This is a genomic window from Prevotella sp. LCP21S3_D2 (assembly GCF_052118345.1).
In the GTDB taxonomy this organism is placed as follows: Bacteria; Bacteroidota; Bacteroidia; order Bacteroidales; family Bacteroidaceae; genus Prevotella.
In genome coordinates this window covers 286345-299919 of sequence record NZ_JBQKHJ010000002.1, presented here as the reverse complement: position 1 = coordinate 299919, position 13575 = coordinate 286345, and the positions used below count along the sequence as shown (strand labels likewise).

Annotated in this window: 12 protein-coding genes and 1 tRNA gene; 4 read left to right on the top strand and 9 right to left on the bottom strand. The window is 47.8% G+C overall.

Annotation, left to right across the window (positions count from 1 at the left end):
* Positions 1-1209, top strand: a complete 1209-nt coding sequence (locus ACTQ16_RS03200) for a GDP-L-fucose synthase family protein (RefSeq protein ID WP_297158202.1) — start codon at positions 1-3, stop codon at positions 1207-1209.
* Positions 1210-1368: 159 nt separating this feature from the next.
* Here the strand turns inward: ACTQ16_RS03200 and ACTQ16_RS03195 are convergent.
* The 5 genes from ACTQ16_RS03195 to potA all read right to left on the bottom strand — a co-directional run bounded on the left by ACTQ16_RS03195 (position 1369) and on the right by potA (position 6051).
* A tRNA-Tyr gene (locus tag ACTQ16_RS03195) sits at positions 1369-1450 on the bottom strand.
* 148 nt (positions 1451-1598) lie between these two features.
* On the bottom strand, positions 1599-2906 hold the full coding sequence (locus ACTQ16_RS03190) for an ABC transporter substrate-binding protein (RefSeq protein WP_441936075.1): 1308 nt from the start codon (positions 2904-2906) through the stop codon (positions 1599-1601).
* A 106-nt stretch (positions 2907-3012) separates the two neighbouring features.
* Positions 3013-3807 (bottom strand): ABC transporter permease, encoded by a 795-nt coding sequence (locus ACTQ16_RS03185; RefSeq protein ID WP_294971248.1) that lies wholly within the window; start codon positions 3805-3807, stop codon positions 3013-3015.
* 23 nt (positions 3808-3830) lie between these two features.
* Complete coding sequence (locus ACTQ16_RS03180) at positions 3831-4616, bottom strand: ABC transporter permease (RefSeq protein WP_264951671.1); 786 nt, start codon at positions 4614-4616, stop codon at positions 3831-3833.
* A 31-nt stretch (positions 4617-4647) separates the two neighbouring features.
* Positions 4648-6051: a polyamine ABC transporter ATP-binding protein gene (gene potA / locus ACTQ16_RS03175; RefSeq protein WP_441936042.1), complete on the bottom strand. Its 1404-nt coding sequence runs from the start codon at positions 6049-6051 to the stop codon at positions 4648-4650.
* A gap of 139 nt (positions 6052-6190) precedes the next feature.
* Here potA and ACTQ16_RS03170 point away from each other — a divergent pair, with 139 nt between their 5' ends.
* Positions 6191-6859 carry a SprT-like domain-containing protein gene (locus tag ACTQ16_RS03170; RefSeq protein WP_441936040.1) on the top strand — a complete coding sequence of 223 codons (669 nt, stop codon included), beginning with the start codon at positions 6191-6193 and terminating at the stop codon, positions 6857-6859.
* 88 nt (positions 6860-6947) lie between these two features.
* Positions 6948-7448, top strand: coding sequence for a thioredoxin family protein (locus ACTQ16_RS03165; protein ID WP_294971227.1), 501 nt, complete (start codon positions 6948-6950; stop codon positions 7446-7448).
* Positions 7449-7526: 78 nt separating this feature from the next.
* On the opposite strand, the gene ACTQ16_RS03160 is transcribed toward ACTQ16_RS03165, so the two are convergent.
* The 3 genes from ACTQ16_RS03160 to ACTQ16_RS03150 all read right to left on the bottom strand — a co-directional run bounded on the left by ACTQ16_RS03160 (position 7527) and on the right by ACTQ16_RS03150 (position 11295).
* The gene (locus tag ACTQ16_RS03160; RefSeq protein ID WP_441936038.1) at positions 7527-9668 is read right to left on the bottom strand and encodes a M3 family metallopeptidase; all 2142 of its coding nucleotides are present in this window, start codon (positions 9666-9668) and stop codon (positions 7527-7529) included.
* A gap of 63 nt (positions 9669-9731) precedes the next feature.
* Positions 9732-10871 (bottom strand): MFS transporter, encoded by a 1140-nt coding sequence (locus ACTQ16_RS03155; protein ID WP_294971231.1) that lies wholly within the window; start codon positions 10869-10871, stop codon positions 9732-9734.
* A 196-nt stretch (positions 10872-11067) separates the two neighbouring features.
* Positions 11068-11295 (bottom strand): hypothetical protein, encoded by a 228-nt coding sequence (locus ACTQ16_RS03150; protein WP_441936037.1) that lies wholly within the window; start codon positions 11293-11295, stop codon positions 11068-11070.
* A gap of 419 nt (positions 11296-11714) precedes the next feature.
* On the opposite strand from ACTQ16_RS03150, the gene ACTQ16_RS03145 reads away from it, so the two are divergent.
* The gene (locus ACTQ16_RS03145; protein ID WP_441936036.1) at positions 11715-12968 is read left to right on the top strand and encodes a DUF4421 family protein; all 1254 of its coding nucleotides are present in this window, start codon (positions 11715-11717) and stop codon (positions 12966-12968) included.
* A gap of 90 nt (positions 12969-13058) precedes the next feature.
* Here ACTQ16_RS03145 and ACTQ16_RS03140 read toward each other — a convergent pair whose 3' ends face one another.
* Positions 13059-13370, bottom strand: a complete 312-nt coding sequence (locus ACTQ16_RS03140) for a HigA family addiction module antitoxin (protein ID WP_119235770.1) — start codon at positions 13368-13370, stop codon at positions 13059-13061.
* Positions 13371-13575: the final 205 nt, after the last annotated feature.

Sequence of the window (13575 nt, the reverse complement as noted above, 5' to 3'; positions counted from 1 at the left end):
ATGTTGGATAAGAATTCAAAGATTTATATAGCAGGACACCACGGACTTGTGGGGTCTGCTATCTGGAATAACCTCGAGAAGAGAGGCTATCATAACCTGGTGGGTCGTTCTCATAAAGAACTCGACTTGACCGACCAGTATGCAGTAGAGAAGTTCTTTGATGAGGAGAAGCCAGATGCAGTGGTTCTGGCTGCTGCCTTCGTGGGCGGAATCATGGCAAATTCGCTCTATCGTGCCGACTTCATCATGCAGAACATGAAGATGCAGTGCAACGTGATCAGCAATGCCTATTCTCATGGCGTGAAGAAACTCCTCTTCCTGGGCTCTACCTGCATCTATCCAAAGAATGCACCGCAGCCTATGAAGGAGGACGTGCTCCTTACTTCTCCTTTGGAATACACCAACGAGGAATACGCCATTGCCAAGATTGCCGGACTGAAGATGTGCGAGAGCTACAACCTTCAGTATGGAACCAACTATATCGCAGTAATGCCAACCAACCTCTATGGTCCGAATGATAATTTCCACCTGGAGAACAGTCACGTAATGCCTGCGATGATGCGCAAGATTTATCTTGCCAAGCTCATCCATGACGGCGACTGGCACAGTATTGAGGTAGATATGAACAAGCGTCCTATCAACCCTACTGACAAGCTTCGCGCCATTATCGGCGAGGGTAATGTGGACGGCAGCAACTCTCACGAGCGCATTCTGAAGGCGCTGGAGTTCTACGGAATCTACGACAACAAGGTGGTGCTTTGGGGAACCGGCAAGCCTTTGCGTGAGTTCCTCTGGAGCGAGGATATGGCTGACGCCAGTGTTCATGTGCTCCTGAATGTGGACTTCAAGGACATCATCGGCATTGAGAAATACAGCTCTGTATTCTATGGTGCCAAGGTGGATGGTGCTGTGGATAGAAACAATTCTGAAGGTAGAGGTGGTGCAATCCCATCTCTCGGTGAGATTCGCAACTGCCACATCAACGTGGGAACCGGTAAGGAACTTACCATCCGTGAGCTTTCAGAGCTTGTAGTAAAGGCAGTAGGTTTCGAAGGAGAGGTTGAGTTTGACGCCAGCAAGCCAGATGGAACCATGCGCAAGCTCATCTCTGTAGATAAGCTCCATAGCCTAGGATGGACTCATAAGGTAGAAATCGAGGATGGTGTGAAGAAACTCTTCGACTGGTATCAGGAGAGCCTGAAGGACTAATCTTTTGATTGGGATAATCTTGAAATAAGAAAAGCGATGGACTGTAGAAATCCATCGCTTTTTTATGTTGTTTGTGTTCCTGTGAATCTGTAAAACAAAAAAATCCGATTCTCTTTCGAAAACCGGACTCTTAAATCTTTTGAGTTATTTTGGGAAAAGTGGGTAGTGATGGATTCGAACCACCGAAGGCATAGCCAGCAGATTTACAGTCTGCCCCATTTGGCCACTCTGGTAACTACCCAAACGCTTTGTTCTTAAAAGCGAGTGCAAAGGTAGTACTTTTTTTTCATTCCACCAAATTTTTCTGCAACTTTTTTCTTTTTTTCTTCAAAAAAGTTCAATTTTCCCATAAAAAGTAAAGTTTTTTACCCTTTTACCTTTTTACTTTTTTACCCTTTTACCTTTACCACGTGTCTTCTGCGATGCTTTCTTGACAATCTTCTGTGCTTGTAGTGCTCATATTTCTTGATGGCTACGAAGACGGTCAGGGCAAGGACTACGGCTAAGAGGAAGATAACGATTCCGCCACCCAGGTTGTCGCCCTTCACCTTCGACCACATGTCCAAAACTTCTGGAGTATGATCGCCAGCATCATGAATCATGGCGCATCTTGCCACCACTGTGCTGTCCGGATACATGATTGGATTCAGGTGCGCCTTTCTGCCTTCCTCTCCAAAGAAGTAAGCCAGGTTCACGGTCTCAGGATAAGCTTCCTTGTCGCTCATCGCTTCCAGCACCTTCCTGCCAGCCACGCTGCTCACATAACCCGTGGTCTCCATGTTGGCAAGTGCCACGTCTTCCTGGCAGAGATAGTTGATGAAGTAGGAGGCTGCCTTCGGATTGCGGGAGTATTTCGGAATCACCCAACCGTCAAACCATACGTTGCTGCCTTCCTTCGGCACTTCATAACCCAAATCAACACCCACGTTTCCGGCTTCCTCTATCGCCCATACAGCATCACCGCTCCAGGTCATGTTCAGGTAAGCCTTTCCCTTGGTCATCGTCTCCTTGCCGAAGTCTGCCTCCCATCCCTCGATGTTGGGCTTCAGCGCCTTCAGCAGTCTTTCTACGGTGGCAATAGCCTTTGGCGAATAATCGTTCATCAGTTCCGGAACGGTTACCTTGCCTGCAGCCAGGTCTTTGCGGTGTTCCCAGATCAGAGCCGTGCCGTAGGAATCGCGGTAGGAATCCTTCATCAGCAACTTGCCACGATACTTCCTGTTCCAGAGCGTGCCCCAGGTCTGTGCGTCCTTCTGCGGTACGTGTACCTTATTATATAAGATTCCGCAGGTTCCCCACATATAGGGAACGGCATAGTTGTGGGCGATGCGACCGTGATTGGAAGTTGCATCAATCTGCTCCACGATGTAGGGCGACACGTTCTTCAGATAGTTCGGAGTCTTGCCGAACGCGGTGTCGATGGGCAGCAGAAGGTCCTTGCGGAGCATTCGCTCGATGATGTATTCCGACGGACACACCACGTCGTAGTCTTCATGACCGCGCTCTATCTTGGTCAGCATCACCTCATTGATGTCGAAGGTCTGGTAGATGACCCGGATCTTCTTGCCAGTCTGTTCCTCATACCATTTCGGGAATTCTGAAAGAATATCCTCGTCAATGTAGTCTCCCCAGTTGTAAACCTTCAGAATCTCCTCCCTGTTCTCCTTGTTGTAGCAGGAAGAGAGCTGCAGAATCATCAGCAGGCTCAGGAAAAGAAAAGCTATTGTCTTGACTCCTTTAACTCCCTTGACTCCTTGAACTCCCTTGACTCCTTTAACTCCCAAAAATATCTTGTTCTTCATCTTATTTCTTCTTGTTTTTTTCTGAACGACGATTGATGATAATCAGCATCACGAGCACCAGCACGAAGATAATCGTACTCAGCGGACGGAGTTCCGGCGTCAGTCCTCCCTTTCTCGCATCTGCATAGATAAAGGTGGAGAGCGTCTCCAGACCTTCGTTGCCGATGGTGAAGATGGTCACGGCGAAATCGTCGATACTCATGGTGATGGCGAGCATGAAGCCCGAAATCATTCCCGGCAATATTTCAGGGATAATCACCTTGCGCAAAGCCTGCATCGGTGAAGCTCCCAGGTCGAGTGCCGCCTCATAGAGGTTCGGGTTCATCTGCTTCAATCTAGGCATTACGCTCAGAATGACGTAGGGCATACAGAAGGTGATGTGGGCGATGACCACCGTGGTGTAGCCCTGCGGAATGCCCAGCGTGATGAAGAGCAGGAAGAGCGAAATACCGATGATGATGTCGCCGTTCAATATCGGAATGTTGTTCACAAACTGGATGGCGTTTCTCGCATAACGGTTACGCAGATTATAGATTCCGATGGCGGTGAGGGTTCCGAAGAGGGTTGAAACGGTGGCGGTAATCAGCGCGATGCTAATCGTATTGACGAGTGCCGCTGTCAACGAATGGTGGGTTCCCTCTACGAAGAGATTCTTGTAGAGCTGCAGGGAGAAGCCGGTCCAGTTGCCCATCACCCTTGCCTCGGTAAACGAGAAGATGACGATGATGAGAATAGGGGAATAGAGCAGCAGCAGGAGCAGCCACAGATAGCCCTGGCAGAATACTTTCTTCATCATTTCCTTGCTGAATAATGTTTTCATCATCTGATGCCTCCTTCCTGCTTACTGCCGTCGCCGGCAATCAATGTTGATGCGCCGATGAGGAAGAGCATGATGAGCGAGAGGGCTGCACCATAGTTCCACATTGAATTGTTGATGTTCTCCTGGATGGTTGTTCCGAAGAGCTTGATGTTGTTCATCGTCAGCAGTTCCGAAATGGCGAAGGTGGAGATGGTGGGCATGAAAACCATCAGAATGCCACTAGCCACGCCCGGCATGGAGAGGGGAAGGATGACTTTGATGAACTGTTGCCAGGGCGATGCGCCCAGGTCTTCGGCTGCCTCTATATAGCTGCGGTCCATCTTCTGCAGCGTATTATAGATAGGATAAATCATGAATGGGATGAAGTTGTAGACCATACCAAACAACAGGGCGCCTTCGCCCAACGGGAGGTCGGCGAAATCGAAGAGTGCCACGGTGGCAAGTGTGCGCACCAGGATGTTCACCCACATCGGCAGGATGAAGAGCATCACGATGGTGTTGGCGTATTTCATCTTGGTCTGGGTCAGAATATAGGCAGCCGGATAACCCAACAGAATGCAGAGCAGGGTGTTGAGAAAGGCAATGCCGATAGAATACACGAAGGTATTGATGGCTTCCGGGTGCGCCAGGAATTTCTGGAAATTGTAGAGCGTCAAACTCCCGTTCTCATCGGTAAATGCGAACACTACGATGAGAATCAACGGCAGCACCACGAATATTGCCGCAAAGATGGCGTATGGAATAGACCAGCTTTGTCGAGAGGATATAAACTTGATAATGTTCAATTTATAATTGATAATTAATAATTTATAATTTTTATTCAAACGAAATGCTTTCTCTTGGAATGGTGATTGCCACATGGTCGCCAAGGTCCCAGACATCCTGAGTGTCTACATAGAGCTTCTCGCCCCAGTCGGTGTCTACGGTCAGGTGATAATGGTCGCCCTTATAGAGAATGAAGCAGATGTCACCGGTAAAGGTTCCTTCGCTCTCGTTGTCGAAAAGCTCAATCTTTCCGAAATCTACGTTTACGTTGATCACTTCCTTGCCTTCTTCATCGGTATGAATCTGGCTCTTCTTCTCTTCCGGAATCTCTATCTGGTATTCGCAGCCCAGGAACTCGATGGTTCCGTCGCCGTTCACCTTCGCCTGGAAGGTGTTCGTGGTGTGCTCCTTCTTCATGATGTGGATGTTGTCGGGAATCACGCTCATGCCGATGGTCTGTCCCACCTCGAAATGCTTGTAGTTCTGAATCAGGAACTCGTAGCCCTTGTCGCTCTCGGCAAGCATCTCGTAGTGCACGCCCTTGAAGATGGATGAGGTTATCTTGCCTACAAACTGGGCGTGCTCTGTGTCGGTAGAAACTTCAATGTCTTCCGGTCTGATCACTACATCCACTTCCTGGTTGCAGCCGAATCCCTTGTCCACACAAGGAATCTCTGCTCCTGCCACCTTGACCAGACAGTCGTGGACCATCGTTCCGCAGAAGATGTTGCTCTCGCCGATGAAGTCTGCCACAAAAGAGTTGGCTGGCTCGTTGTAGATATCGGTAGGGGTTCCTATCTGCTGAATCTCTCCCTCGCTCATCACCACGATGGTGTCGCTCAGGGTCAGGGCTTCTTCCTGGTCGTGGGTTACGTAGATGAAGGTAATGCCCAGTCGCTCGTGCATTTCCTTCAGTTCCAGCTGCATGTCCTTGCGCATCTTCAGGTCGAGTGCTGCAAGTGGTTCATCGAGCAGGAGTACTTCCGGCTCGTTCACGATGGCACGGGCGATAGCAATGCGCTGCTGCTGTCCACCCGAAAGCGAGTTGACGTCGCGGTATTCGTAATCGCTCATGTTCACCATCTTCAAGGCACGCTTCACCTTAGGCATGATCTGGTCCTTCGGCGTGTTCTTGAGTTTCAAGCCGAAAGCGATGTTGTCAAATACATTGAGGTGAGGAAACAGGGCGTATTTCTGGAACACCGTGTTTACGTTGCGTTTGTAGGGTGGCAGGTTGGTAATATCATTCCCTGCTATGGTGATGACGCCCTCTGTGGCTGTCTCGAATCCAGCCAGAAGTCGCAGGAGAGTAGTTTTTCCGCATCCCGAAGGACCGAGAATGGTCACGAATTCGCCCTTTCTCACAAAGAGGTTGATGTCGTTGAGGGCAACTTTCTCGCCAAATCTTTTAGACACATTCTGTATGTCAATGATGTGCTGTGCTGTTTTATTCATTTCTCGTTTTAAAATTTGGCTGCAAAGTTACTCATTTTCTAATAAATATGAATGTTTTTCCGGAAAAAAATGTATCTTTGCACTCGTTTTGTAATATGTAGACGATTCGTCTGAATAAATATACGATAAATATACAGATATGATAGTAACTATAGACTGGATGGAGGAGTGGTTCAAACGTTTTGACCAGGAATATTTCGGGGGTAAACTGCCGTTGCCGGAGCTGGGACTGACTCGTGCCAAGACCCGGTTGGGACAACTTGCCTTCAAGCGTTCTTCCCGATGGGGACGTACCAAGCTTTACGATTTCAAACTCTCCATGTCTACCTATTATGATATGACCGACAAGCAGGCAAAGAGTGTGCTTCTGCATGAGATGATACATTATATCATCGGTTATACGGGACTGAAGGATACGGCTCCTCATGGTGTCGTGTTCCGGAGCATGATGGACAGTCTGAATCGTAAATACGGTTGGGATATTCGGGTGATGACTTCTACCAAAGGCTGGAAGGTGAGCGAGAATGTGGTGGCTAGGAAGAAGGCAGCAGGACCTCAGACCTATCTGATTCTGGCTGTAGAACTGAAGGATGGCAAGCATTTCCTTTCTAGGGTAAGTCCCAGGTTCGCCCGCAGTCTGGAACGCCAGCTGTTGACGGTTAGTGAGTTGAGTTCGCATAACTGGTACACTACGCAGGAGTCTTATTTTGCTGATTTCCCGCAGGTGCGCAGTCTTCGGGGCAGGCGCATCACGAAGGCTGATTTCGAAAAGCTCAGGAATGTATTGACTCCGTTTGACATGGGTTGATTCCTTCCTGGGGTGTTGCCTCTTTTAAAGAGATAAAACGAAAGGATGAATTAGAACAATAATAGAGAAACAATAATTAGTATTTCGTATGAGAAGACTCGTAACTCTTGCCTTCATGATGACCATGGTTGTTGTGATGGCGCATGCTCAGGGAGCATTGAAGAAAGTGTATAATGAGAGCATTGATCCGATGACTCAGATTGATGAGGCCTTGGTCAAGGCGAAGGCTGAAGGCAAGTTTGTGATTTGTCAGGTGGGTGGCAACTGGTGTCCTTGGTGCTTGAAGTTTGCCGATTTCGTAGAGAAAGATACGGCGGTAAACAAGGCGGTGAATGACAGCTTCGAGTACATCCACGTGAATTACAATCCTCGCAAAGCTGCGGGTGCTGAGGCTGTGAAGAAGGCAGAGTCATTGATGAAGCGCCTGAACAATCCTGCCCGTTTCGGTTTCCCAGTCTTTGTGGTTTTGGATGAGAAGGGAACTGTTCTCCATATCCAGGACTCCAGCTTCCTGGAAGAAGGTAAAGGCTATGATGAGAAGAAGGTTCTCCGCTTCTTGAAGAACTGGACTCCTAAGGCGGTAAAATAGTTGATAAAGTCTTATAAAAGAAAAAGCGTCCTCCTGATTTCTCAGGGAGACGCTTTTTTCTTATATGATTTTCTTGTCTTACATTCCTCTTGCCTTCAACAAGCCGGAAGCATCTGGCTGCTTCATGCTGGTGAAGTCGGTGAACATTTCCATCTGGTCCTTGGTGTTGCCACGGCTCAGAACCTTATCGCGGAATGCCTGACCAACGGCTGGATCCAAGGCACCATGCTTGGCAAAGTAATCTGCCACATTCACGGCAAGCACCTCTGTCCAGAGATAGCTGTAGTAACCTGCTGCATAACCACCGCCCCATACATGGTTGAAATAGGTGGTAGAGTAGCGAGGAGGAATCTGAGAATTGAGCAGACCTACATTGTTCAGGGCTTCCTTCTCGAAGGCGCCTGCCATATATGGTGAAGGAATCTCGTCTGGTGTCAACTCGTGCCAAGCCAGGTCGAGGCAGGTGGCTGCCAGATTCTCACCCAGGGCATAGGCTGGCTGGAAGTTGATGCTCTTCAGCATGCGCTCCTTCAGGTCGGCTGGCATGGCTGCTCCGGTCTGGGTGTGACGGGCGTAGTGGTCGAAGATTTCTGGAATGCTGGCGAATGACTCATTAAACTGGGATGGCATTTCCACAAAGTCGCGAGCCACGGCTGTTCCTGAAAGCGTATTGTAACCGCACTTTGACAACATTCCATGGAGGGCGTGACCGAACTCATGGAAAAGGGTGCAAACCTCATCCCATGTAATCAGGGTAGGCTGACCCTCTGGAGCTTTGGCATTGTTGCATACATTATATATAATAGGCAACTGTCCCCACTTGTCGCTCTGCTTGGCAAAGGCACTCATCCATGCACCGCCACGCTTGGTAGGGCGACGGAAGTAGTCGCTGTAGAAGAGGGCGATAGGCTTGCCGTTCTTGTCGCTTACCTCGAACACCTTCATGTCTGGGTGATAGGTAGGAATGTCCTTGCGCTGCTTGAAGTTCAAGCCGTATACGCGATGAGCTGCATAGAACACACCGTTCACCTGCACGCTGTCGATGTTGAAGTATGGCTTGATCTCATTGTCAGAGATGTTGAGCATCTCCTTCTTCATCTTTGCAGAATAGTAGAAGCGGTCGTATGGCTGCAACTTGAAGTCCTTGCCCTCAGTCTTCTGAGCATAAGCCTCAATGTCGCGGGTCTCAGCATCAGCCTTTGGCGCATATTCCTTGATCAGCTGCTGCAGGAATGCGTTTACATTCTTGGTGTTCTTCGCCATTGTCTTCTCCAATGAGTACTCGGCGTAGTTGTTGTAACCCATCAGCTGTCCCTTCTCGGCACGCAACTTGGCAATCTCGGTTACGATAGGGAAGGTGTTGAACTCAGGATTGGTTCCGTCAGCACGGTGGATGCTTGCCATATAAACCTTGCGGCGGAGCTCACGGTTCTGGAGATTGGTGAGGATAGCCTGCTGGGTGGTGTTCACGATGACGATGCAGTAAGGTGCCTTGCCTCCACGGCTCTCTGCATCCTTCTTGCATTGTGCGATGTCAGCATCGCTCAGGCCTGCGAGTTCCTCCTTGCTGTTTACCCAAACCACGGCGTTGTTGGTGGCTGCAGGAAGAAGATTGCCAAACTGCTCCTGGAGTTCTGAGATGCGTGAGTTGATCTGCTTCATGCGCTCCATCTTCTCTGGAGAAAGCAGGGCTCCTGAACGGACGAAACCCTTATAGATGACCTCGGTGAGTCGCTTGTCCTCACCCTTGAGCTTCTTGTATTCGTTGTCATAAACATATTTGATGCGCTCGAAGAGTTTCTGGTTGAATGAAATCTCGTTGTCCAGATTGGTGAGCAGAGGCATTACCTTCTTCTGGGTTTCTGCAATGCCTGGAGTCTTGTGGGCACTGGTAAGACCGAAGAATACGTTGGAAACACGATCCAGCAACATACCGCTGTTCTCATAAGCGAGGATGGTGTTCTGGAAGGTAGGCTTCTTCTTGTTGCTTACAATCTTCTGGATGTTGGCACGCTGATCCTTGATGGCTGCTTCGAAAGCAGGAAGATAATCACTCTCCTGAATCTTGCTGAAATCTGGAGCTCCGAATGGGAGACTGCTCTTCTGCAAGAGTGGATTCTGACGACTGCCGCCCGCATTTTGGGCGAACGATGAGGCTGGCATCTGCAGGAGAGCTGCTGCCAGACCGAGTGTTAAGAATGTCTTGTTAAGTTTCATCATGTTTTTTGTTTATATTGCAATTATTTTGCAAAGATACTTTTTTATTTCGGATTATCGCACCTTTTATTCATATTTCTTATGAAAAACCAGCAAACAGATAGCTCCAGCCAATGCCATCGGCACTCCGATGAGGGCTGGATAGTTATAGCCCAATCCCATTGCTACCGGAATACCACCGAGGAAAGCGCCCACGGCATTGCCCAGGTTGAAGGCACCCTGAATGCAGCATCCACCCAGCATTTCGCCACCTTTGGCGTGCTTCACAATGAGGAACTGCTCTGGCGAACCGATGCCGAAAAGACAGACGCAGCAGACGAACATCAACGCTACTGATATCCAGCCGAAAGGAGCGAGGAAGAAGGTGAGCAATAACGATGCTGCCGCCAGAAACTGGAGATAACAGGTGAAGCGCCCCGGCTTGAAACGGTCGGCAAGCAACGCACTCACCTGGTTACCAACTACCATTCCACCGCCGGCAAGAATCATCAGCAATGAGATACTGGCTGCGCTGAATCCGCCCTCCATCTGAAGCAGAGGAGAGATGTAGCTGAACCAGCAGAGAATGCCGCCATTGCCCAGGAAGGTGGCTGCGATGATGAGCCAGGGAGCCAAGCTGCGGAGGAAGTGGAACTGTGCTTTCATTCCCTTATTCGGCAACGCTGCCACGTCCGGAACCCATCTGTGAATCATATACATCGTCATGATACCGAGCAATATGCAACTGACAAATGGTACTCGCCAGCTGAACGCATGACTCAGGAAGGTGCCGATAGGTACGCCCACCAGATTGGCTACCGGCATTCCAGCACACATCATTGCCACCGCCTTGGTTCCCTTTCCCTCCTTTGCCATCTTCACAGCCACGATGGTAGCCGTTCCGAAGTAGGCACCATGAGGCAAACCCTGAATGAACCGGGCGCAGAGCAACAGCCAGTAAGTTGGGGCTACGGATGCGATGATGGCTCCGATGGTGATGATGGAAGCCAGGAACATCAATATCTTCTTTGGGCGATACTTGTGCATGAGTATCAGAGAGAAGGCTCCAGCACAGACGCCCAGCGCATAGATGGAGATGAGGTGGCCTGCCTCTGGAATGGATACGTTCATGTTGTGGGCAACATCGGTAATGATGCCCTCGATGATAAACTCAGTCATGCCCAGGGTGAATGTACCCAAAGCGAGTGCAAAAAGTCCTTTTTTCATTTGTTTTTGTAATCTCTATATTATCCTAAAAAAAAGTTTCTCTCTTAATTTTATGTCTTTGTGAGACAATCGTTTCAGAAATTCGTATGCAAAGGTACTTATATTCCCATTATCCTGCAAGTTTTCCCGCTGGAATATAGTAAAGATTAACAGAAAGTGTGGGGTCATTCATGCTCATTCTTAAGCCTTTGCTGTTCTATATAGATGTGCCTCCGTCTGTTCTCGATAGTGGATTGGGGCGTCGATGGATATAGGAAGAGGTGCTGAAAGTACCGGCATAAGTTGTTGGAAGATATAGGATAAGTTGTTGGAAGAGATAGTATATGTCGTTGGAAAAGTTACTATCATGAACCGCACAACAGCTGTTGTGCGCTTGCATATCAGCTGTTGTGCGCTCGTCCATCAGCTGTTGTGCGCTCGTCATCCCCCTGTTGTGCGGTAAGTTTACATACAGAAAAGCGTCTGCATTTTTTGTTTATGTAGCGAATCTTTTTATTTCATTTTGCTTCCAAAGAACTTCATATTTCTATAATTTTACAGTTTCTTTTTGATGTTATTTTTCGAAACCGCTGTTTCGGAAATGGCGGTTTCGAATGCAAAGGTAATAAAAATGCCTGAATATCAGTTTGTTTGTTTGCTAATTTAAGTTTTTTTATTTGTTTTGGAGGTGATTGTGTTTCCGAAACCACGGTTTCGGATTCTGATTTTTATCTTCTTTTAAAGTTCTACGAAAAATCAATTCTTTTGATCTTTTCTTTATTTCTTATTTTTTTTGCTTTTTCCTTTTCTGTTTCGAAGTTTTGCCGTACTTTTGTACCGGAATAGGAAAGAAAGATAAATAAGATGAATAGACGAAAAATGAAAACTGGGTCAATGGTGATGGTGAAAGCATCATTTCTTGTGGTGGTATTTTCTATGGGAGTACTTGCTCCTGCTATTGCCCAGAACGGACAGAACAGGAAACCTCGAAAGAAGCTGAAAGAACTACTGATGATGGCAGATAGCCTGCGACTCCAGTTGCGACAGTTTGCTGATAGGGGACGTATGCTCCAATGGGGCGACTCTCTTCTCATGGCAGAATTGGGTAAGAGCAAAATGAGTGAGAAGAAAAAACAAAGGTTCATGAAGCATTATGCCAAGATTCAAAGACAATTGAGCCTATACGACCGCCAATTGTTCAGAGGAGATTCACTGCTGGCAGCCAATTATTACAAGATAAAGTATGATACTACCTACATCTCCCGTCCAAATGCCCGATGGACCATTAAACTAAGAGGCAATCTTTCGGGAGCTGATTTGGAAACTACAGCGAAGACGGATGGAACGGAAACGCATACCAAGGTGATGGCAGACTGCCGTGGAACCCTCTCTATGGCAGTGGCTTACCGGGGATTGGGACTTGGCTTGGCTGTGAACCCAGCCAAGTTGGCTGGCAAGAATCAGGACTACGAGTTCAACCTCAATTCCTATAGCAACCGCTATGGCTTTGATGTGGTCTATCTCTCGTCCAAGACATTCCATGGTCATCAGGAAATGGGAGGTAGCGAGATAGATATCCATAAGGGAGAAATCTCGCAGAAGGCTCTGAATCTTAATTTCTATTATGCCTTCAACTATCGCAAGTTCTCCTTCCCGGCAGCCTTCAGCCAGAGCTACATTCAGAAGCGAAGTGCCGGAAGTTGGATGGTAGGCGCCAGTTTTGATGGTTCCAAGACGAAGGTAAAGGGAATGACCATCCGTCTTAACGAGTTGGCGCTCGGTGCAGGCTATGGATATAATCTCGTTCCATCTTCTCATCTGCTGTTCCATCTGTCAGCCTTGCCAACTATCACGGTGTATTCGCATGACTATACCAAGATGAGGGCTGAAGTAGAGGAGGGGAGTAGTGATACTGAAATCCCAACCGTTCGTAACAGCATGAAATATCATTTTCCGTCTGCCATCATTACCGGTAGAGGTGCAGCCGTGTATTCCTGGCGCAACAAGTTTGCCGGTGCCACTGCGGTTTATAATTTCTCAGTAGCAGGAGATGAGGATCACCTGCAGGTGAAGAGAAACAAATGGCGAGTAAGAATGTTTTTCGGATTCCGGTTCTAGGAACATACTATAGCAAATCGCATAGCAGTTGTTGTGTGGTAACTTTACAAAAACAGAAATGCGGCCGTATTGTGCGGACGCATTTCTGTTTTATAACATGGCTGCAACTCTGCGAATCTGCTTGAGCTTTTCAACCAAAGCATTATCTTTTCGGGCAGTATGCATATTGTATTTCATCTGCAGTTTCAGGAGAGAATCGGCAGGAATATCCAATGCAGCCTCAAACATCAGAGCTGAATTTGTGGTAACAGGACGTTTGCCATTCAGAATTTCGTTAAGTACGGAATATCCCATACCGATGCTTTCCGCAAATTTTCTTTGCGAAATGCCACGCTCCTCTAATTCATCTTTCAAAACCTCACCAGGGTGAGTTGGGTAAAAACCAAAACCTAAGTTTGACATAATCCTATATGTTTTGTTGGTTGCAAAAATAATGCAAACCGAACGCAGAACAACAAGCTTGCTTAATTGTTATGCTGAGGTGCAGCTTATTTTATGCAAAGGTAATACTTTATTATAAACATTCGCTATTTTTGCGAATATTTTAGTCTTTTTTAAGGGATTGAACTTCCTTCTTCATCTTTTCTTCTTTCTATGTCAGTTTTTG